This is a genomic window from Micromonospora chalcea (assembly GCF_028768405.1).
GTDB classification, from domain to species: domain Bacteria; phylum Actinomycetota; class Actinomycetes; order Mycobacteriales; family Micromonosporaceae; genus Micromonospora; species Micromonospora chalcea.
The window spans coordinates 5483457-5502806 of sequence record NZ_CP118233.1 but is presented as its reverse complement, the minus strand read 5'-3'; the positions used below and the strand labels follow the sequence as shown (position 1 = coordinate 5502806).

The following is a 19350-nucleotide window of genomic DNA, read 5'->3' as shown; positions in this document are numbered from 1 at the left end:
CGAGGGGACGGTCGCCCGACAATCGGCACGGGGGAAGCTGTGTTCGACGTGATCGTGGTCGGCGGCGGGCCGACCGGCATGATGCTGGCGAGCGAGTTGCGCCTCCAGGGCGTCGGCGTGCTCGTGCTGGAGCGGGACCCCGAACCGCCGCCGTACGTGCGCTCGCTCGGACTGCACGTCCGCAGCATCGAGGTGATGGACCAGCGAGGGCTGCTGGAACGGTTCCTCGACAACGGCGGCAAGCACCCGATCCGGGGCTTCTTCGCCGGCATCGACAAGCCCGCCCCCGCCGACCTGGACACCGCCCACCCGTACGTGCTCGGCATCCCGCAGACGCTCACCGACCGGCTGCTCGCCGACCACGCGGCCGAGGTCGGGGCCGAGATCCGGCGCGGCAGTGCGGTGACCGGGCTGGAGCAGGACGACGACGGCGTGACCGTCCACCTCGACTCCGCGAGCGCGCCGTCGCTGCGGGCGCGGTTCGTCGTCGGCTGCGACGGTGGGCGCAGCACCGTCCGGAAGCTGCTCGGCGTCGGATTCCCCGGCGAGCCGTCGACAGTCGACACGCTGCTGGGCGAGATGGAGGTGACCGCCTCCCCGGACGAGATCACCACGATCATGACCGAGGTACGCCGCACCGAGAAGCGGTTCGGGCTCGGCCCGTCGGGCACGCCCGGCGTGTTCCGGGTGGTCGTGCCGGCGGCCGACGTGACCTCGGCACCGCCGACGCTGGAGGACTTCAAACGGCAACTGACCGCGTACGCCGGCACCGACTTCGGCGTGCACTCGCCCCGCTGGCTGTCCCGCTTCGGCGACGCGACCCGGCTGGACGAGCGCTACCGGGTCGGGCGGGTGTTCCTGGCCGGCGACGCCGCGCACGTCCACCCGCCGCTGGGCGGGCAGGGGCTCAACCTGGGCATCCAGGACGCGTTCAACCTGGGCTGGAAGCTGGCAGCGGCGGTGCACGGGTGGGCGCCGGACGATCTGCTCGACACCTACGAGTCCGAGCGGCGCCCGGTGGCCGCCGACGTGCTGACGAACACGCGCGCGCAGATGCTGCTGACCACGAACGAGCCCGGACCGCAGGCGGTACGGCAGGTGCTGACGCAGCTCATGGACTTCGACGAGGTCAACCGCTACATGATCGAGAAGGTCACCGCGATCAGCATCAGGTACGACGTCGGCGAGGGTCATCCTCTGCTCGGGCGGCGGCTGCGCGACGTACCGCTGCCGCAGGGACGCCTGTACGAGCTGATGCGTACCGGCAGGGGGTTGTTGCTGGACGGGACCGGGAAGCTGTCGGTGGACGGCTGGGCCGACCGGGTCGGGCTCGTCGCCGGCACCGGCGACGAGCTGGACGTGCCCGCGGCGCTGCTGCGGCCGGACGGTCACGTGGTCTGGGTGGGCGACGACCAGCGGACGCTGGAGGGCGCGCTGACCAGATGGTTCGGCGGCGGGACGGTTCGCGGGTAGCGACGGCGCACGGACTCGGCAATGATCAGCTTCATGTCCGACGACAACCTGGCCGACACCTGGCGTCGCATCATCCTGGGAGACGGCAAGTCCTGGGTCGTGTTCGCGCACGGCACGTGCGTCGTCCTGCCGGACCCCGCGCCGGGCGTCGACCTCGCCGCACAGGCCGTCGAGATCCTGCGCGAGTACGGCCCCGTCCACGTCGGCTCGCCGTCCGCGGACTTCGGTACCGTCACGCTCGATCCCGGCCCCGGCTGGGCGGTCTACGGCCATCACCACGACGTGTTGACCTACGTCGGCCCGGACGAGGTCTCGGACGACAGCGACCTTGCTGTCGGTCTGTACGGGCGCCACAAGCGAGATCGAGACGGCCATGAGCTGACCGTCGTCCACGTCGAGGACAAGCGGCCCCGCTGACGCGCGTCGGCGCTGCGGGTTCAACCGACAGCGGCGAAATAGGCTCCAGTCCGTGCACGGATTCACCGATGTCGACCGGCAGCCGGACCCGAAATCGTGGGTGGGCGTGCTCGACCGCCTGAGCGGCGAGCCCTTCTACCAGGCATACCAGCAGCGGGTACGCGAGTTGCTCCGCCCGTCGCCCGGCCGGCGCTACCTCGACGTCGGTGCGGGCACCGGGGCGAGCGCGGTCCGCCTGAGGGACGATCACGACGTCACCGTGCTGACGGTGGATCGTTCCCTGACCATGGCCGTCGCCATGCGAGCCCGTGGCTTGACCCGGTGCGCCGTCGCCGACGCCCACCGGCTGCCGTTCCTCGACGACTCGATCGACGGTGCCTGGGCCGACCGCACCGTGCAGCACCTCGCCGATCCCCGCGCCGCGATCAGGGAACTCGCCAGAGTCGTCCGCCCGGGTGGCCGGATAGTTCTCGCCGACCCCGACTACGACACGCAGGTACTCGACATCGCCGACCAGGATCTGGCCCGGCGCGTGCTGAGATTCCGGGCCGACGTCATGCTCCGCAACGGCACCCTGGCTCACCAGCACGCCGGCATTCTCGCCACGCTCGGCCTGGCCGAGGTCACCGTCGAGCCCCGGACGCTGCTGGTTCGGGACCCGAACGCCGCCGACAACGTTCTCGGCCTGCGCAGCTGGGCCGGTACGGCGGCTCAGCGCGGCGTACTCGACCCCGCCGAAGCTCGCGCGTTCGAGGAGCAGTTCGACGAGGCGGTCGAGGCAGGCCGGTTCACGTACGCGGTCACGTTCTTCCTCACCGCGGCCACCGTCTACTTCCACGAGCCGTCGCCGTAGCGCATCCCCGTTGACGTCGGTGCTTAGCATCGCGACGTGGACGAAAGTTGGGAACAACTTCACCCGCGACAACGCAAGCTGATTGGCGCGTTGATCATCCTCACCGCTTCTTCCGCCTTCATGTGCTGCGCCGCCTTCTATAACGGCACGACCGCGATTGGCCTCGCGAACCGCGGCCTCACCACAGACGCCACAGTCGTCGACGTCGACCGTCATGGACGCGCCAGCAAGGTCACCGTGGAGTTCACACCTCGTAGCGGCGAACCCCTGAGCGCGGAGTGCACGAGCTGCAGCCCCGAGCTCGACGAGGGCGACCGAGTACGCATCCGATACAACCCCGACGACCTCGCGCCGGGGGTGGAGGACGCCGAGAACCACGGCGCGCAGCGCGTCGCGGTATTCAACCTCGTGGCCGCCACCGCCCTGCTGTCGGGCGCTGGGTTTGCCGGGTGGCGCCTTCACCGAGACCGCCCAGTCTGATTCTGGGCACCGCCGGCTTGTGGCCGGTGTCAGCCGCCACACGGACGTCCCTGCCGGGTGTAGGCAGGCGGGATGCCGGGTACCTCGCGCCCCAACCCCGCACCCCTGCACAGGAGGACCCCATGACCGTCGTACTCGCCGTTGTCTGCAGCGACGGGGTGGTGATCGGCGCGGACTCCCAGATCACCGAGAGCGACCGCGGTCTGAGCTTCCCCGCGCAGAAGCTGCACCCGCTCGGCGACTGCGCCGCCTGGGGCGGCAGCGGCGCGCGCGGAGTGCTGAACGACCTGCGCCCCCTCCTCCAGGACTCGGCCACCGCCATCCTCGAAGCGCCGGACATCGGCGGCGAGCTGCAGGAGCGCGTCCTGCCCGTCTTCAAGAAGCACTACGAGAACTACATCCCGGACGTGCCCGGCGAGGGCTCCGGCGGCGGAGTGTCGGCCTACCTGCTCGCGGCCGGCTTCAGCCAGGGCGGGCCGTGGATCGTGGAGATCAACCCGAACGGGCTCATCGGCCGCTACGAGGACGTTGGCTTCCACGCCATCGGCTCCGGCGCGCCGATGGCTCAGCAGGCCGGCGCGCTGCTGTCCCACTTCCGGATGACCACGCGCACCGTCGAGTACGGCGTGGTGGGCGTGGTGCGGGTGCTGGAGGCGCTGGAGCAGACCTCGCCGTCGGTCGGCAGGCCGTTCAGCGTCGCGTGCATCCGGGAGGAAGGCGCCCACCATCTCGACGAGAAGGAGATCGCCAAGGCGCTGAAGGACGTCCAGCGCTGGCGTGACCTCGAACAGAAAGCGCTCGACCAGCTGTTCGACTGACGCGAGCGGGTTCGAAAAAGGCCGCCTCCCACCAGGGAGACGGCCTTTGAACCGGGTGGAGCTGAGGGGAGTTGAACCCCTTACACCTTCTCCGGGCAGAGATCATCGCGAGTCGGGCACTCCTGCGGCGCGACCTGCACAACCGTCCTCAAGACCTCTCGACGTTTTACACGGTTTGTCGCTCTGATTTGTGCCGGATCTGGGCCCGATGATCTTCACGACAGGGGCTCGCCTCAGCTCTGCCATCGGCGGCCACCACGACCGCTTGACCCCCAGAGATCGGCAGCCAGGTCCCGTCCGATGGCCACCGCTGGCCGGTGGTCCGGTACCGCTCCTAGCCGCTCTGCTTAGTCCGGTCGGTTGCTGTACTTCGCTGCTGTACCGCTCCGCCGACCTGCGGTCATGCTGGCCGGCTATTTCTTAAAGAGCCCGATGATGCTGACCACAGTGCCAACCACGAAGCTCAGGGTGGCGATCTTTGCTTGACCTCCGGTCCAAAGTCCTTCGGTCTTCTGACGCCACCCCAGGGACCACCACTCGCGCCCCAGCTTCTGCCACTTGTGCTGCCGGAGGTGGCACCCCAGGACCAACCCAGTTGAGTTGTTGCGGCAGAACTCAACGACGCTGCCGCGCTTCCGGTTGATCGCGCCGCAGTACACCGGAGCCTGGAAGAGGACGAAGAAGAGCAGAAGGCCCAAAAGCACCCCGTATGTGGCCGGACCAAACTTGGCGTTGCCCAGGGATAGGAGGAGCACGGCCAAGACCGCGTAACCCCAGTACTGCCAAAGCTTTGACTTACCGCGGGACGCCATGTCGCAGACGGTACTGACGTCTGCGCGGAACGTGAAGATCTTCCAAGCGTCGATGATCTGACAGACACAACCACTTCCAGCGGTATTGATCGCGTTGGCAGGCAGAAGCGATCAACGGGGCTTCACGCCTCCCGACCCGGGACTCAGGCAGCCAGCGTTGGTCAACCTCTGTCGCTACTGGTTTTCCTTCAACGGCCTGGCAACGGCATGATCTTGGCGCAAGGAAAAGTAGGTGCCGCCAGACAGCCTGGCGGCACGGTCGGCCAGCGGCAGCAGCGGCGATCACTTGCGCCAGGCCGCCGCTGCCGCCTGAACAGCCAGCGTGGCCCCACTCCCCTGTGCCTGTCGATGTGCTCACACAGATTGCCGATGTCATGGGCCGCCTTGCGCCCGAAGATCTTGTCTAGCCATCGTGCGTTGTCCACGTCCCGTCCGCCTGATAGGCAAGGCTGACGGCCCGATCGGGCACGGATCGGGCACGCCTTCCCGGGAGTACCCCATGACTGGCGCACGCGCAGTAGAGTCGGGGTGTGACCGAGCCCGCACCCTTCGTCGAGCTGCGCATGAAAGGACAGCGGTTCGATCACCCTGGCATGCCCGTGGAAGCCCTCTCCGAGCTGGTCGCATACAGAGAGCTTCTCGTCGAGGTGGCAAAAGCCTTGTTCCTCCGCAACAATCCCGGCAGGCAACGCGTCCCGAAGGGATTTGTTGAGCGACTGCGTCTGCGCTTGAGGCGGGTGGACGAGGGCAGCGCGCTACCGGTGCTCGAACGACTTGATACCGACGCTGAGGGATTTTTCCCAAGGGAGGACGAGTTCGTAGTTGCACGCCGTCTGATAGAGGCTGCAATTTCATCCGTCGCAAGTGAGGACACTCTCCCATCGGACTTTCCCGAGGATGTTGTCGGATACTTCAACAGATTCGGGCGCAGTCTGCTGCCTGGCGATTCCATCGAACTGCGAGAGCCCGGACACGAGCGGGGCGCGGTCTACACCGCCAATGTTAGGCGCCGCTTGCTGTTGTCGCGCTCCAGCACTTATCGCGTCAATGCAAACCTCCTGGGCCGGATCGTTGAAATAGACGCCGAAGACTCGGCCTTCAACCTTCGCACGCTGACAAATAACGTGGTCCGGTGTCATTTCGAGTCGGAACTATTCCCGTTCATTCGTAATGCACTGCTACCCGATGGCGCGGGGCCCGCAGTTAGAGTTAGCGGTGAAGCGGTCCTCGATAGGATCGATAAAGTCGTTCGCATGGAGGTCACGGAAGCGGGATACGCGGATGAGGCCGACGAAGCATCGGATACGTTGGACTTCGATGGCGATGCGGAGGGCATACCCCCGCAGCGGACCTTCCGTGCTATCCCGCGTCAAAGCGACCCCGCAGCTAAGGTAAACCGGCGGATCGATGAGCTCGAGTCGTTGGGGCCGGGATGGCTGGATGGCGAAGGAGAGCCCCCGGCACAAGAGGTGCTAGCCCATCTCCGTCAGCTCGCCCTCGTGCTGGCTGCCCCAACCCACCCGCCGGTACGCATCTATCCCACCCCGGAGGGCGGAGTCCAGCTGGAGTGGACGAACGGAACACACGAGTACAGCATTGAGGTCCACGCAGACCTAAGCGCATACGTCGTCCAGGTTGATACGGCAACGGACGACTTGCGCGAACGACTGTACAAGTCGCTAAATGAAGAATCCCTCACCAACATTCTCCTCGGCGGTGTGACCGTATGACTCAACCCGGCCCCTCAGTTCGGCTGGACGACGACGAACTTCTCGTGGAGGACGCTGCCGAGTTTGTTTGGAGACAGGTTCACCCGCAGTTTCTGTCGGACGGCCAGCCGTCGAGCCAAGCCTTCAAACCCACTCCGAAGGATGAGGGCAAGCTCTCGGTGAGTCGGCAGTCGGTGACCGCGGAAGAGGCCTTCGAGCAGTACGAGCACTCTTCCGCTGGCACATGGGGCGTTCGAGTCGGCGAGGTAGCGGAGGCTGGGACCCGTGTAGTAGATGACTCTGCGAAGCCTGAAACACCGAAGGCCCATGCCTATATCGACTTTCGCGGCTTCACAAGGGGTCAGGTCGAACGGATCGCAAAGACGCTGAGGTCAGCTGCCAACGCACACGGCTGCCGGTACTCACCGCCAGCCAGGACCACTATTGACGGGTGAGTCCCCTCCCACCTGATCTGCGCAGGTAGCCGAGAATCTGGTTCGCTCCCGCCATCGACGGTCGTGCCTTGATTACTGTCTGGGCTCCCGCTCGCGCTCGTTCTCTTCCCCTTCATCGGCCTGCTAGCCATCCCGTCGGCCTTCGTCCGCACCTCGGTGGAGTGGGTGGGGCCTGCCCGGTCAAGGTGGAGCACCCCACTGTCTGACCGACCTTGACCGGGCAGGCCCCACCTGCTCGGCTTGCCCGGACGAAGGTTGTCGGGATGGCGCCACCATCCCAGAGCGCCTGAGCGCCCCGCCGGAGGCACTGTCTGTGTCTCGTTCAACGTGAAGCCCCGGAACTGCCATCGATCATGGCGGCCCGGGGCTTCTTCGTATGTCGCGCCGCCGGCGGGCTGTCACCGTCGCGCTGGCGGCCGAAGGCCAGAGGCGCGGCGGCGGGCCATCGGCCCGGCCCAGGTTCGGGGGCGCGAGCGGCCTGCGAAGCGGGCCGCCTTGATCCCGTAAAGAAAGTTCTCACACCTGCTCAACACCGCTCAGCACTCAGCAGCACTCAGCACTGATGGTCTGAACCAGCCCCAGGTCCGCTACATCAACCTCGCTGGTCAGTAATCCATGTTGTCAATCACGGCCTGCCGGTATTCGTGGTACTCCAGGAAGCCCCCGAAGTCGTTCTCCTGCTGAGCTTCTGCCAACACCGTGCGGAACACCTCGTCGAAGCGGACGTCTAGGCCTGAATCGATCCATCGCATTGCGTCCGGGAGTTCGGAGGCCAGCCATGCATCGAATTCGTCAAACAAGTCGAAGACATCCGCGATCTCGGTTTCGGTCACCGGAAGGAACGAGAACATCGGACTACTGCGCACCTTGGTCAGCCCGACCGGGACAGCTCCTAGGCCAGGCGTATGGAGGTATATCGTCGCACCATGGCCCTTCTCGAATCCCCCGTGTGAGTATGGATTTCGCCACCTCTCGACAACATCGGTGAGGCGCTGTCGGAAACGAGCCGCTTCACCCTGCGTGCCCAGCAGACGCTCGAACTTCTCACCCCACCGCGAGCCGATTACGTGCGTAAGGTCGTCTGCAGCGGGGTCAAACCCGCTGAATGCCAACGCAAGTACGAGGTCGTGCTCTAGCCGACTGAGATACGCAGTAATCGCGGCGACCATGTCGTGAAACGCGTTCATTTGCATCTGGAACTTGCCGCTCTTGAACGTTATGGCTGCGCCCAGGAGCGAACCTTCGACCGGCCCGTGCACAATCCGCTCGTCCTCGATGACGGCCGGCTCAATCGCGCGCTCACGGAAGTACCTATACGCCCGGTCAAGCGACATGTGCTGGTTCACCACCGTGGCGTCACCCTTGCCCAGCAGCTGCGGCGCTGCATCTAGGATCAGCGTCTCGACGGTACGCATCGATGACCGAAGCTGCTTGATAATTTGGGCCTGAGTCTTCCGCGCTTCCTCCTTTCGGGCCTCCGTCTGAAGGTAGAGCCGCAGGCCAAACTTTTGGTGCGCCAGCTCGCACCACTCACCGCGGTACGTAAAGTTCACCCACCACGCGACCTTCTCCGCGGGCCCGTGCGCCTCGATGCCGATGAGGTTGAGTGCAAATTTGAGCAATGCTGGGAGCGGCGCCTCGTGCGGGTCAAGCGTGACTTTGTAGGACGTCCCTTGCCGCACGTGGTGGTCGGCAACCGGACCGAAGTCTCGCAACGCGGTCCTTTTCAGCCGTTCTCCTGCTTGTGCAGCCCCTGGCAGTGAATCCACCCCGACAGTATCTCGACGCTTCGCAACCCTGTTTCCGATGACCCGGACTGCCCAAGTGAGGGGAAGGTCCTCCGTGGCGGAGAGCCCTGGTCCTCAACGTCGGCAGAGATCCGCCCGGGCGTGCACCCACACCCAAGCGCCGGTTGGTGCCGCTGCTGTTCACCGACGAGCTGGGCCGGCCGATCCATGACCAGCGCTGGTCCACGATGTGGCGGAGGTGGTGCAGGGCGGCAGGCTGACCCGATGAGGGCACCTTCCACTCGCTGCGGCACTACTTCGCCACCCGCCTGATCACCTCGGGTGCCGACCCCACGGACGTGCAGAACGCGCTACGGCACTCCAGCCTGCGGATCATGCTGGAGACCTACGTCCACTGGTGGCCGAAGAAGGACCGCCGCCGCAACATCATCAGCGGCGCGCTGCGGGAGGCGAGCGCCAAACGAAAGCGGGGCCCGAAGGCCCCGGATTCTCGCTGAGTTGTGCCGGATCTGTGCCCGCTGATCTTGCTAGCGGCATTTCCCCTGGTCAACGGTGTTACTGGTGGAGCTGAGGGGATTTGAACCCCTGACCCCCTCGATGCGAACGAGGTGCGCTACCGGTCTGCGCCACAGCCCCTCCGCCGGCGAACCGGCGTCGGTCCCACCCAGCTTTCACCGGGTGGGCCGGCGACAAGGCTAACAGGTAGCGCCCCCACGACGCGAACCGCCCCACCGCCCACGTAGATCTTGGAAGAAAGCGGCTCCCAGAGCGACCCATTTCTTCCAAGATCGCCCGCCGCGGGCGACGAGGGCCGCGCCGGGCGAGGGCGTCAGGCGCCTCGGCCGGACTGGTAGGGGCGTCCGCGCAGGCCACCCGCCCGCCGGTAGGACACCGAGCCGCCGCTCGCCGCGGGCGGCAGGTCCGCGGGACGGTCCAGCCCCATCGCCGTACGCCGGACCGCCTCGCGCTGGGCGGCCAGCCGGCGCTGCGCCTCCCGCCGGGCCGCCGCGCGCCGGGCCTGCTCGCGGCGCACCTCGGCCTGGCGGGCGGCCAGCCAGGCCGCCTCCCGGGCGTCCGCGCGCCGCCGCCGACGTTCGGCGAGGGCACGCTGCCGCAGGTGTACGACGTACGCAACGAGCAGCGTGCCGGTGACCGAGACGCTGATCCAGAACCCGGGTCCGACAAGTACCACGCCGCCCAGTTCCACCAGGTTGAGCAGCAGCAGCGCGGCGAGCACCCGGCGCCGGCGGTAGATCGCCGGGGTGTGCCGCCGCCGGGGCGAGTTCCGTCGGCGGGACTGGGCCGGGACGGCGGAGACGGGCCGGAGCCGGCCGGAACGGCGGCGCAGCGGTGGCGCGGAGACCGGGCGGGCGAGACTACCCGTGTCGGAGTCTTCACTGAGGGTCACCACGAGGGAGCGGGGCGGGTGCAGCGGCCGTCGCCCGGGCACGGTGCGCCGTCGACGCTGGCGCTGGAGCACCCGCGCCGTCGACTGCGCCCGCTCCGCCACCAGCCGCTCGGTGGCGTCGTACCGGCGGACCAGCGCCGGAGCGAGGGCGAGCAGACCGGCGGCGGCGAGGACGGCGAGGAGCACCGACGTGGGCACCCTCACCCCTCCCGTCACCAAAGTTCTCCGGCGAGCGCCGCCCGCCGCAACTTGTTCCGTCGACCGTCGTTTACGGCGCACTTCATGCGGGCGGGCAGCGCTTGCCGCAGCTTGCAGTTACTTGAGGTTACGGGCCGTCGACCCAGTTCACAGTGCGCCGCGCCGTGCGGGCGCGTCAGCGGCGGTTGTCACGTACGCGGTGCCACCGCGCCAGCAAGCCGCCCTCGGCGACTACTTCCTCGCCGGTCATCGCGTATCCGATGTGGTCGCGCCACGCGCCGTCGATGTGCATGTAGCGCACGTGATAGGCCTCCTCGCGGAAGCCGAGCTTCTCCACCACCCGGCGGGACGGCATGTTCTCCGGCCGGATGTTCACCTCGATCCGGTGCAGGCCACCGGGACCGAAGGCGTGGTCCACGGCGAGCGCGACAGCGGTCGGGATCACGCCCCGGCCGGCCACCCGGGAGTCCACCCAGTAGCCCACGTACCCGGAACAGAACGCCCGCCGCACGATGCTGCCGATGTTGACGTGGCCGACCAGCCGCTCGCTGCCGTCCTCCCGCAGGCACACCGCGAACGGCATGCCCTCACCGCTGCGCGCGGACTTGCGCTGGTCCGCGTGGACCAGCCGGAACGCCGCCGGCGAGTTGGTCTCGTACCAGCCGCCGGGCACGTGCGACTCCCACGGCGCCAGCCACTCGCGGTTCGCGCGCCGGATCTCCGACCAGGCGCCGGCGTCCGATCGCCGGTACGGCCGCAGCACCACCGGGCCGTCCACGAGCACCGCCGGCCACCCCGGAGCCCGCCAGAACCTCACCGGGCTTGCCTTTCGCTCGCGACTACGGGGCTCGCAAGCTCACTCCTCGCGCTCACCGGCGCCGGTCCAGCAGGAGCACGTCGACGGTGGACCCCGCGGCGGCGGTGGTGACCCGCTCGCCCAGCACCAGCAGACCGTTCGCGTCGGACAGGCCGGAGAGCGTGTACGGGCCACCGGCGAGCGGCTGCACCGTGTACCCGCCGCCACGCCGCTCGGCCACGTGCGCGGGCCGGAACTCGCGCAGCCCCACCGGGGACGAGACCGTCTCCAGCAGGTGCGCGCGGACGCTCGGCCGGAACACCGGCTCGGCGCCGGCCAGCAGCTGGATCGCCGGGCGGGCCAGCACCTCGAAGCCGATCAGCGCCGCGCCGGGCTCACCGGGAAGACACACCACCGGCACCTCCTCGGCGCCGACCGTACCGAACCCGAGAGCCGTTCCCGGATAGAGGGCCACCTCTGTGAAGGTGACCGGCCCGGCCCGGCCGCCCTCGCGGCGGGACAGGATGCGGCGCACCATGTCGCCCGGGCCGGTACCGGTGCCGCCGGTGGTGATGATCAGGTCGGCCCGCAGCGTCTGGTCGTCCAGCAGGCCGCGCAGCGCCTCCGGGTCGTCGTCGCAGATCCCCACCCGGTACGCGAGCCCGCCCGCCTCGGCCGCCGCAGCGGTGAGCGCGTGCGAGTTGGTGTCGACCACCTGCCCGGGCTGGCTGCCCCGGCCCACGTCGACCAGCTCGTCGCCGGTGGCCACGATGACCACGCGCGGACTGGGCCGCACCACGACGTGCCCGATGCCGGTGGCGGCGAACACCGCCACCAGCGCCGGTGAGACGTACGCGCCGGCGCGGGCGAGCAGTGTGCCGGCGACCAGTTCCTCCCCGGCGCGGCGCAGCCCGTACCCCCGTTTGGGGGCGCGGAAGATCTCGACGGCGGCCATGCCCTGGTCGGTCCACTCCACCGGGACGACCACGTCGGCGCCGATCGGCAGCGGCGCGCCCGCCGCGACCGAGAAGCACGATCCGGGGGTGAGCCGAACCGGCCGCCAGCTCGCCGCGCCCAGGTCACCGACGACGTTGAGCCGGATGCTGCGGCCACCGGGCATACCGGAGGGGCCGGGACGTAGCCCGGCCCCCGACTCCCACCGGAGATGTCCTCCCAGCGCGCGGCGTACCCGTCCACCGCCGCCTGGTCGAAGGCGGGGTACGAGTGCGGGGCGACCACGTCCTCGGCGAGCACGTTGCCGTACGCCTGGGTCAGGTCGAGGTCGAGTGGAGGCAGCGCGCGTAACCTGCGCAGCACACTGCCCAGGTAGTCGGCGAGCGGCGTCAACTCGTTCGCGGCCGCCTCGGCGTCGGCCGTCGCGGTCATGTATCGGCACCGCCGGACGCGTCACGCATGCCGTTGAGGATCGCCGCCGTGACCGTCTCGTCGCCGTTGTTGACGAACTCGGCCAGCCACTTGCGGAACTCGGCGCCCAGGTCCTCCCGCTCGGCCGCGATCTGCACCACAGTCTGCAGGTAGCCCAGCGGCATGCCGGTGTCGTAGCGGGTGCCCCGGTAGACGATGGCGTGTACCGGCACCCCCTCGGTACGCAGCAGCTCCATCGCGTCGGTCAGCTGGATCTCGCCGCCGCTGCCCGGGTCGGTACGCCGGATCGCGTCGAAGATCTTCCCCGGGAGCACGTACCGCCCGAGGACCGCCAGGTTGCTGGGCGCTTCCTCCGGACTGGGCTTCTCCACCATGCCGGTGACCTTGACGACCTCGGCGATGTCGCCGTACTCCGACTCGGCGGGCTCGACCGACGCGATGCCGTAACGGCTGGTCTCGGCCGGGTCGACCTCGAAGAAGGCGAGCACCACGCCACCGGTGCGGGCCTGGAGCTCCAGCATGGCCGGCAGCAGCGGCTCGGAGGGCTTGACGAACTCGTCGCCGAGCAGCACCGCGAAGGGCGCGTCGCCGACGTGCGACTCGGCGTACCCGACGGCGTGGCCGAGGCCGAGCTGCTCCGGCTGGCGGACCGTGTAGATCGCTGCGAGTTCCTCGGTGCGCTTGACCTCGGCCAGCAGCTCGGGCTTCTTGGCGAGCCGTTCCTCCAGGTCGGGCCGGCGGTCGAAGTGGTCGACCATCGAGGTCTTGCCGCGACCGGTGATCAGCAGGATGTCGTCGATGCCGGCCTGCGCGGCCTCCTCGACGATGTACTGCAGCACCGGCCGGTCGACGACCGGCAGCAGTTCCTTGGGAACCGCCTTGGTGGCCGGCAGGAACCGGGTGGCCAGGCCGGCGGCCGGGATCACGGCCTTGACCGCGCGGGAGCGACCGCGGGTCGCTGAGGGGTTCGCTGAGTGCTCCGACATGTCGCGAGACTATCGGCCACGGCTCTGCCGCGGCGGGTGAGGACCGGAAGACGCGCCGCCCTGGACGGTGCCCGGCGCGTCCGCCGTGCCCGCCCGGGGCAGCCCGTCCGGCGGGCTGACGGTCACGGCCACCACCGGGATCTCCTGGGTGGGAACCGGATCGGGCGCGGGGGCCAGCCGGTAGCCGTCGCGTCCGGCGGCCTTCGCCGCGTACAGCGCGTCGTCGGCGGCGTCGAGCACCTGCTGGCCGTCGACGGCGTGGTCCGGGTAGACGGCGATGCCGATGGAGACGGTCACCGGCACGTGCACCGGTTCGTCGGTGCTTCCCTCGACAGTCACCGGCTGGTCCCGTACGACCGCGCCGAGCCGCTCGGCGACGATCGTGGCGCCCCGCGCGTCGGTCTCCGGCAGCAGCACCACGAACTCCTCGCCGCCCTGCCGGAACGCCAGGTCCACCTCGCGGATCACGCCGCGTACCCGGCGCGCGAACTCGACCAGCACGGCGTCCCCGGCGGCGTGCCCCCAGGTGTCGTTGACGCGCTTGAACCGGTCGAGGTCGAGCGCGAGCACGCTGAGCATCCGGCCGAACCGGTTCGCCCGCTCCACCTCCCGGCGGATCGACTCGCGCAGGTAGCGGTAGTTCCACAACCCGGTCAGCGGGTCGGTGAGGGAGAGCCGCTGGGCCTCCTCGTGCACCCGGACGTTCTCCACCGCGACCGCCGCGTGCCCGGCGAACGTCCGCAGCGTCACCACGTCGTCGTCGTGGAACTCGGGACCGCCGAGCCGGTCGTAGAGCACGAGCACGCCGAGCGCGGCGCAGGCCGAGCCGGGCGGGTCGCCGTCGGCGGGCGGGTGGCCGGGACGGTCCGGGCCGCGCGACTCGGCGCCGCCGGGCGTGGCGAACGGCACCGCCACGTACGTCTCGCAGGACGGCTCCCCGGTCGGGGCGTCGGGTGGGGTCCACCGGCCGCGCAGCGGCTCACCGGTGGCGGCGACCGCGCCGAGCACCCCGGCGCCGACCGCGACCCGCAGCGTCGCCGGGTCGGCCGGGTCGCTCGTGGGCCAGCGTCCCGTCAGCCCTTCGACGCACCGGCCGACGAGCACGCCCTCGGCGTCGACGAGCAGCACCGCGCCGGCCCGGGCGCCGGTGGCGGCGATCGCGCTGTCCAGGATCACCCGCAGGATGCGTTGCAGGTCGTGCGTGCTGGCGAGCGTGTCGCCGAGCACGGCGAGGTGGTTGCGCAGCTGGTCCCGGCTGCTGGTCAGCGCCGCCACGTAACTGCCGGTCTCCCGGGCCATCCGGTTGAACGCGCTGGCCAGCCGCCCGATCTCGTCCCGGCTGCGCACCGGCACCCGGGCGCTCAGGTCGCCCTGCGCCACCCGGTCCACCGCCCCGGCCAGCTCGCCCAGCGGCCGGGTGGTCACCCGGGCGAGCCGCCACGCGGTCAGCACGGCCAGCAGGGCGGCCAGCGCCACCGCCGCGATCAGCGCGCCGTACAGGCCGGGTGGGCGCTCGCCGGGAATCGAGAGCACCAGCGGCAGCGGTTGACCGGGCATCGGGCCCACCCGGCGCACGTACCGGCCGTCGCCCGTCCCGGCCACGCCGTTCCCGCGCGCCTTGCCGGCGGCGGCCAGCACCGCTGCGCGTACCCCCTGCTCTTCGGTCGTGTGGGTGATCTGCCCGGGGGCGTCGAGGAGGGTGACCGCGACGCCGGTGACGGCGGCGAGCCGCGCCACGAAGGCCCGGTCGACGGGCTGCGCGGCGGCGACCGCGCCGAGGTCGGCGCCGGCCGGGTCGCGCAGCCGCACCTGGGCGGAGAGCGCGCCGATCGGGGTGGCGGGGGCACCGGCGCAGTCCTGCCAGCGCCCGGGCGGACCGCCCGCCGTGGCGTAGCTGGTGCGGCCGGCGGCGTCGGCGATCAGCACGCCGGCGGCGAGCCCCCGGCCGACCACCTGGTCGGCCGCACGCGGCCGGGCGACCGGGTCGGCCACCAGCGCGACCGCGTCGGCCGCCGCGCGCAGTTGCTGGCAGAGCGCGTCGATCGAGGTACGCACACCGGCCGCGGCCAGACCCAGTCGCTCGGTGGCGCGGCTCCGGTCGACGGCGCTCAACGTCGCCCCGACGAAGAGCGCGCCGAGCAGGACGGGGCCGAGCACCACCGCGAGGAAGGCTGCCGTCAACCGCCCGCGTAGCGTCAAGCTTCCCCCCGGAAGTTCCGCGCCCCTTGGTGCGATGCTGACACAGAGCGACCATTAGGCAAGCGTTGCGTCAGGAGTGTTGCGTGCCGGAATTTTCGGATGAAGCGCACGATGCGAAGCAGAAGATGCGCGTCGCGCTGCTCGCCGCCCGCCGGTCGCTGTCCGCGCCCGAGCGCGCGGTCGCGGCGGCCGCCGTCCAGGCCGAGCTGGTGACCCTGGTACGCCGGCTGCGACCGGCCAGGATGAGCGCGTACGTGCCGGTCGCCTCCGAGCCCGGCGGGGACGACCTGCCCGAGGTGCTGCGGGCCGCGCTGCCGCCCGACGCCGAGCTGCTGCTGCCGGTGCTCTGCGACGACCTGGACCTGGACTGGGCCCCCTACACCGGGCGGGAGTCGCTGCGCGCCGCCGGCCGGGGCATGCGCGAGCCGACCGCGCCGACCCGGGGCCGCGCCGCAGTGGCCGCGGCGGGACTCGTAGTGGTGCCGGCGGTAGCGGTGGACCGCCGGGGCATCCGGCTGGGCCGCGGCGGCGGCTCGTACGACCGGGCGCTCGCCCGGGTGCCCGCCACCGTGCCGACGGTGGCTCTCCTGCACGACGGCGAGCTGGTCGAGGCGGTCCCCGCCCAGCCGCACGACCGCCCGGTGCACTGTGTGATCACTCCGGCGGACGGGTTGGTGGCCGTCCCGGGTGTGGGCCCGGGCGCTTCCGCTGGACGAACCCGGGGGTCATGACGCACCATTGGCACTCGAATACCACGAGTGCCAACAGGCCGTGCCAAGATCCGGAGGAGAACGTGCCCACGTACCAGTACGCCTGCACCGCGTGCGGCCACCAGCTCGAGGCGGTGCAGTCCTTCTCGGACGACCCGCTGACCGAGTGCCCGGCGTGTGAGGGGCGGCTGCGAAAGCTCTTCAACTCGGTGGGCATCGTGTTCAAGGGCTCCGGCTTCTACCGCACGGACTCCCGTACGTCCGGGTCCGACAACGGGAGCAGCGCCGCGAACAAGCCGGCCAAGTCCGAGTCGTCCTCGTCGTCCGGTTCGACGTCGTCTGGTTCGTCCTCGTCCGGTTCGTCGTCGTCCTCTTCTTCGGGGTCGTCGTCCGGTTCGGGTTCCGGCTCTGGTTCGGGTTCCGGCTCGGGTTCGGGGTCGACGGCGAGCAAGGCGCCGGCGGCTTCCAGCTCTTCCTGACCAACGCTTTCGCGCTCGTGGCCGTCCCGTTTCCGGGGCGGCCACGTTGCGTATGGCCGCCGTGTCCGTGCCAGGGCTCACCACCTCGGCGAAGTGGCTGCATCAACCCGCCCGGAAAACACCACTTCCCCGAACTGGCGGCCCCGGCCGCCCCGGATGCGACCACCTCCCCGAAGTGGTGAGGTCTGGCACCGCCCGGGCGGCGGGTTATCCACAGGGGCAGACGACGGGGCGGCGGGAGACTGCGGCCCGGTTCTAGCCTGCGGGTCGGATGGTCGGCTGACAGCGGGAGGCAGCGGTGGCGGGTGGCGAGGCGACGTTGCGTCCGGTCCGCTGGCGCGGATTGCCGCGACGCCGGACGCTACTGCGGGTGGCACTCGTCGCGGTGCTGCTGGGACTGGCCGCGGCGGTGCTCCAGACACCTCCGTCCTGCCAACCCGGGGCTCCCCCGGCCGCCTCGACGACGCCGGCCGGTCCGCCGCCCGACGGGCCACGCGCGTTGCCGGCCGGTGCGGTCGGTGTGCCGATCCGGCTGGCCGAGCCGGCCGCCCTCGCGGTGCTGCGTCCAGGTGCCCGGGTCGACCTGATGGTGGTGCCCGCCGGCGGGTCGGCTGACCCCACGCTGCTGGCGCCGCGTGCGCTGGTGCTCGACGTGGTCGGCGCCGCCGGGGCGGTCGACGGGTCCTCCGCGCTCTACCTGGCGCTGCCGCCCGAGCAGGCGCGCCGGGCGGTCGGGTTGCCGGAGGGCAGCCGCTTCGCCGTGGTCGTACGCGGGTGACGCGGAGCCGCGGTCAGTCCCAGTGCGGCGGGCGCTCGGCGAGCAGCCAGTCGTCGTTGCCGCCGGGGCGCTCGCCCCAGCCGCGGTCGGTGTCGTCGGTGGTCTGTTCGGGCAGCACCACGAAGTCTTCGCTGAGGTCGACCACGCGGTCGTCGTCGCCGCGCGGTGCCCGGATGCCGGGGTCGGTCACGAGCAGCAACGATACCGCCGGAACGGCGGCCACCTCGACCCCGCGACGTCCGGCGCCGCCAGGGCTGCGATCGGGAACAGCCCGGCGCGGACTGCACCATGATCCCGAACAGCCAGACAAAGACCGGGCGCGACCCTGAACGGCCACTCGATCCCGTCGGGCCCGGCAGCGGGTCGGAGCCCCGCCGCCAAGAGGTACGCGCCGAGGTGTCGGTGTCGGGCGGCCGACCGGCCGGGGCGTTGGTAGCGTCGGACGGCGTGACGACGCCGAGCGGTGGCAGCCCCGACGACGAGACCTGGCGACGCCCGGAGCAACAGGCCACGGGCGAGGAGAACGACGCCGGGGCGTCCCGCCCGGGCGGGTCGGGCTCCGGCCAGGCCGCCCCAGGGCCTGTGGGCGACCCAGGGCCTGTGGGCGACCCCGCCGATTCCGGACCCGTGGGCCGCCCGGCCGACCACGGACCCGTGAGCCACCCCGCCGACCACGCCGGGTGGGACGCGCCCGGACCCGGCGAAGCCGGGAGCCAGCCGGCCGGGGTCGGCGCCGCTGGAACGGGAGTCACCGCCGCCGACACCTCCGGGGCGTCCGGGCCGAACAGCCCGTGGTCGCGCGAGGCGGCCACCGAGAGCCCGTGGGCCAAGCCGGAGTCGGCCGGCGGCTGGACGGTGGCCGGCGGGCCCTGGCCGGGCCGGTCCGCCGGTGACCCGGCTGCCGGTGGCTACGCCGGACCGCCGCCGAGCACGCCTCCGCCGCCCGGCTGGCGGCCACCGGTGCACGTCCAGCCGGCGCCGCCCCGCCGGCTTCCGCCGCAGGACATGGCCGCGATGGATCAGGCGGAGCAGCGCGCGCAGCGGCTCACCTACGGCGTCGGGGCAGTCGTCGCCGTGGTGCTGGTGCTGCTCACCTGCCTGCTCTGCTCGCGGCTGCTGTTCTGAGCGGCAACGCTCAGACGATGCCGTCCCACACCATCTTGGCGCCGCTGTCACCGGTCAGGTAGACGTACACGAGCGCGAAGCCCGCCAGCACCGCCACCGCGACGGTGAGCACGATCGGCAGCCAGCGGGGCAGGTTCCGGGCGCGGGCGAACCTGCTCGCCGACAGCACCAGCAGCAGCGCCGCGGCGCCGAGACCGAGCGAGAACCAGAACAGGGTGTCGCCGTACTCGGCGTGCTCACTGATCTGCTGGAGCCGGTCCGGCGGGTAGCCCTTCGCGCGCAGGATCCCCTCCAGCTCCTCGCCGGACTCCGTCGCGACCCAGGCGACCGCCGGGGTGATCACGGCCAGCGCGGCGACCGCCCAGTCCAGCCGGTGCCGCCAGCGCGGCAGCAATCCGTACGCGATGGCGAACAGCGCCAGCAGCGGCACGAGCACCACCACCGCGTGAATGACGAGCACGTGCAGCGGCAGACCGTTGAATTCCCTGAACACCGACACCTCCGGCGAGTGGGTGGTTAG

At 70.5% G+C, this 19350-nt stretch carries 20 protein-coding genes, 1 tRNA gene and 3 pseudogenes; 13 read left to right on the top strand and 11 right to left on the bottom strand.

From position 1 onward, the window contains the following. The first annotated feature begins 39 nt into the window (after positions 1-39). The 5 genes from rox (at position 40) to PVK74_RS24840 (ending at position 4041) form a co-directional block, all read left to right on the top strand. A complete protein-coding gene (rox, locus tag PVK74_RS24860; RefSeq protein ID WP_274477356.1) occupies positions 40-1473 on the top strand; it encodes a rifampin monooxygenase in 1434 nt (477 codons plus the stop codon). A gap of 33 nt (positions 1474-1506) precedes the next feature. Continuing rightward, on the top strand, positions 1507-1890 hold the full coding sequence (locus PVK74_RS24855) for a hypothetical protein (protein WP_181373821.1): 384 nt from the start codon (positions 1507-1509) through the stop codon (positions 1888-1890). 52 nt (positions 1891-1942) lie between these two features. After that, positions 1943-2743 carry a methyltransferase domain-containing protein gene (locus tag PVK74_RS24850; RefSeq protein WP_274477355.1) on the top strand — a complete coding sequence of 267 codons (801 nt, stop codon included), beginning with the start codon at positions 1943-1945 and terminating at the stop codon, positions 2741-2743. A 36-nt stretch (positions 2744-2779) separates the two neighbouring features. Further along, complete coding sequence (locus PVK74_RS24845; protein ID WP_140946572.1) at positions 2780-3223, top strand: DUF3592 domain-containing protein; 444 nt, start codon at positions 2780-2782, stop codon at positions 3221-3223. Between the two features lie 122 nt (positions 3224-3345). Then, on the top strand, positions 3346-4041 hold the full coding sequence (locus tag PVK74_RS24840; RefSeq protein ID WP_069087203.1) for an Ntn hydrolase family protein: 696 nt from the start codon (positions 3346-3348) through the stop codon (positions 4039-4041). A 413-nt stretch (positions 4042-4454) separates the two neighbouring features. On the opposite strand, the gene PVK74_RS24835 is transcribed toward PVK74_RS24840, so the two are convergent. Then, positions 4455-4853 (bottom strand): hypothetical protein, encoded by a 399-nt coding sequence (locus PVK74_RS24835; RefSeq protein ID WP_274477353.1) that lies wholly within the window; start codon positions 4851-4853, stop codon positions 4455-4457. 530 nt (positions 4854-5383) lie between these two features. On the opposite strand from PVK74_RS24835, the gene PVK74_RS24830 reads away from it, so the two are divergent. Together PVK74_RS24830 and PVK74_RS24825 are read left to right on the top strand one after the other, a co-directional pair. Continuing rightward, positions 5384-6583: a hypothetical protein gene (locus PVK74_RS24830; protein WP_274477351.1), complete on the top strand. Its 1200-nt coding sequence runs from the start codon at positions 5384-5386 to the stop codon at positions 6581-6583. Beyond that, positions 6580-7017 (top strand): hypothetical protein, encoded by a 438-nt coding sequence (locus PVK74_RS24825; RefSeq protein WP_274477350.1) that lies wholly within the window; start codon positions 6580-6582, stop codon positions 7015-7017. The genes PVK74_RS24830 and PVK74_RS24825 overlap by 4 nt, the downstream gene beginning before the upstream one ends. Positions 7018-7622: 605 nt before the next feature. On the opposite strand, the gene PVK74_RS24820 is transcribed toward PVK74_RS24825, so the two are convergent. Then, the gene (locus tag PVK74_RS24820) at positions 7623-8786 is read right to left on the bottom strand and encodes a hypothetical protein (protein WP_274477348.1); all 1164 of its coding nucleotides are present in this window, start codon (positions 8784-8786) and stop codon (positions 7623-7625) included. A 263-nt stretch (positions 8787-9049) separates the two neighbouring features. Here PVK74_RS24820 and PVK74_RS31165 point away from each other — a divergent pair. Both PVK74_RS31165 and PVK74_RS24815 read left to right on the top strand, forming a co-directional pair. Next, a pseudogene (locus tag PVK74_RS31165) lies at positions 9050-9103 on the top strand (hypothetical protein); the annotation flags it as partial. A 36-nt stretch (positions 9104-9139) separates the two neighbouring features. Next, positions 9140-9262, top strand: a complete 123-nt coding sequence (locus PVK74_RS24815) for a hypothetical protein (protein WP_274477346.1) — start codon at positions 9140-9142, stop codon at positions 9260-9262. 62 nt (positions 9263-9324) lie between these two features. Here PVK74_RS24815 and PVK74_RS24810 read toward each other — a convergent pair. The 6 genes and pseudogenes from PVK74_RS24810 to PVK74_RS24785 all read right to left on the bottom strand — a co-directional run bounded on the left by PVK74_RS24810 (position 9325) and on the right by PVK74_RS24785 (position 15738). Next, positions 9325-9401: transfer RNA gene (locus PVK74_RS24810), tRNA-Ala, on the bottom strand. A 193-nt stretch (positions 9402-9594) separates the two neighbouring features. Then, positions 9595-10377: a divisome protein SepX/GlpR gene (gene sepX, locus PVK74_RS24805; RefSeq protein WP_176722722.1), complete on the bottom strand. Its 783-nt coding sequence runs from the start codon at positions 10375-10377 to the stop codon at positions 9595-9597. A 169-nt stretch (positions 10378-10546) separates the two neighbouring features. Continuing rightward, on the bottom strand, positions 10547-11188 hold the full coding sequence (locus PVK74_RS24800) for a GNAT family N-acetyltransferase (protein ID WP_113972084.1): 642 nt from the start codon (positions 11186-11188) through the stop codon (positions 10547-10549). A 52-nt stretch (positions 11189-11240) separates the two neighbouring features. After that, positions 11241-12553 (bottom strand): annotated as a pseudogene (locus PVK74_RS24795) (molybdopterin molybdotransferase MoeA). Further along, entirely contained in the window at positions 12550-13539 is a 990-nt protein-coding gene (locus PVK74_RS24790; RefSeq protein ID WP_274477345.1) for a UTP--glucose-1-phosphate uridylyltransferase, read from the bottom strand. The pseudogene PVK74_RS24795 and the gene PVK74_RS24790 overlap by 4 nt, the downstream one beginning before the upstream one ends. A gap of 9 nt (positions 13540-13548) precedes the next feature. Continuing rightward, positions 13549-15738, bottom strand: coding sequence for a GGDEF domain-containing protein (locus PVK74_RS24785; RefSeq protein ID WP_197494933.1), 2190 nt, complete (start codon positions 15736-15738; stop codon positions 13549-13551). An 83-nt stretch (positions 15739-15821) separates the two neighbouring features. On the opposite strand from PVK74_RS24785, the gene PVK74_RS24780 reads away from it, so the two are divergent. Beyond that, positions 15822-16469 (top strand): 5-formyltetrahydrofolate cyclo-ligase, encoded by a 648-nt coding sequence (locus tag PVK74_RS24780; protein WP_043326862.1) that lies wholly within the window; start codon positions 15822-15824, stop codon positions 16467-16469. After that, a pseudogene (locus tag PVK74_RS24775) lies at positions 16466-16624 on the top strand (FmdB family zinc ribbon protein); the annotation flags it as partial. The gene PVK74_RS24780 and the pseudogene PVK74_RS24775, both read left to right, overlap by 4 nt. Before the next feature lie 62 nt (positions 16625-16686). Here PVK74_RS24775 and PVK74_RS24770 read toward each other — a convergent pair. After that, positions 16687-16899 carry a hypothetical protein gene (locus tag PVK74_RS24770; protein WP_274477344.1) on the bottom strand — a complete coding sequence of 71 codons (213 nt, stop codon included), beginning with the start codon at positions 16897-16899 and terminating at the stop codon, positions 16687-16689. Positions 16900-17297: 398 nt separating this feature from the next. Between PVK74_RS24770 and PVK74_RS24765 the strand changes: the two genes are divergently transcribed. Beyond that, entirely contained in the window at positions 17298-17705 is a 408-nt protein-coding gene (locus PVK74_RS24765; RefSeq protein ID WP_223201247.1) for a flagellar biosynthesis protein FlgA, read from the top strand. A 13-nt stretch (positions 17706-17718) separates the two neighbouring features. Here the strand turns inward: PVK74_RS24765 and PVK74_RS24760 are convergent, their stop codons facing one another. Further along, entirely contained in the window at positions 17719-17895 is a 177-nt protein-coding gene (locus tag PVK74_RS24760) for a hypothetical protein (protein WP_166455806.1), read from the bottom strand. Between the two features lie 464 nt (positions 17896-18359). On the opposite strand from PVK74_RS24760, the gene PVK74_RS24755 reads away from it, so the two are divergent. Beyond that, the gene (locus PVK74_RS24755) at positions 18360-18830 is read left to right on the top strand and encodes a hypothetical protein (protein WP_274477343.1); all 471 of its coding nucleotides are present in this window, start codon (positions 18360-18362) and stop codon (positions 18828-18830) included. 10 nt (positions 18831-18840) lie between these two features. Here the strand turns inward: PVK74_RS24755 and PVK74_RS24750 are convergent, their stop codons facing one another. Beyond that, a complete protein-coding gene (locus tag PVK74_RS24750; protein WP_043330667.1) occupies positions 18841-19323 on the bottom strand; it encodes a DUF2231 domain-containing protein in 483 nt (160 codons plus the stop codon). Positions 19324-19350 lie beyond the last annotated feature (27 nt).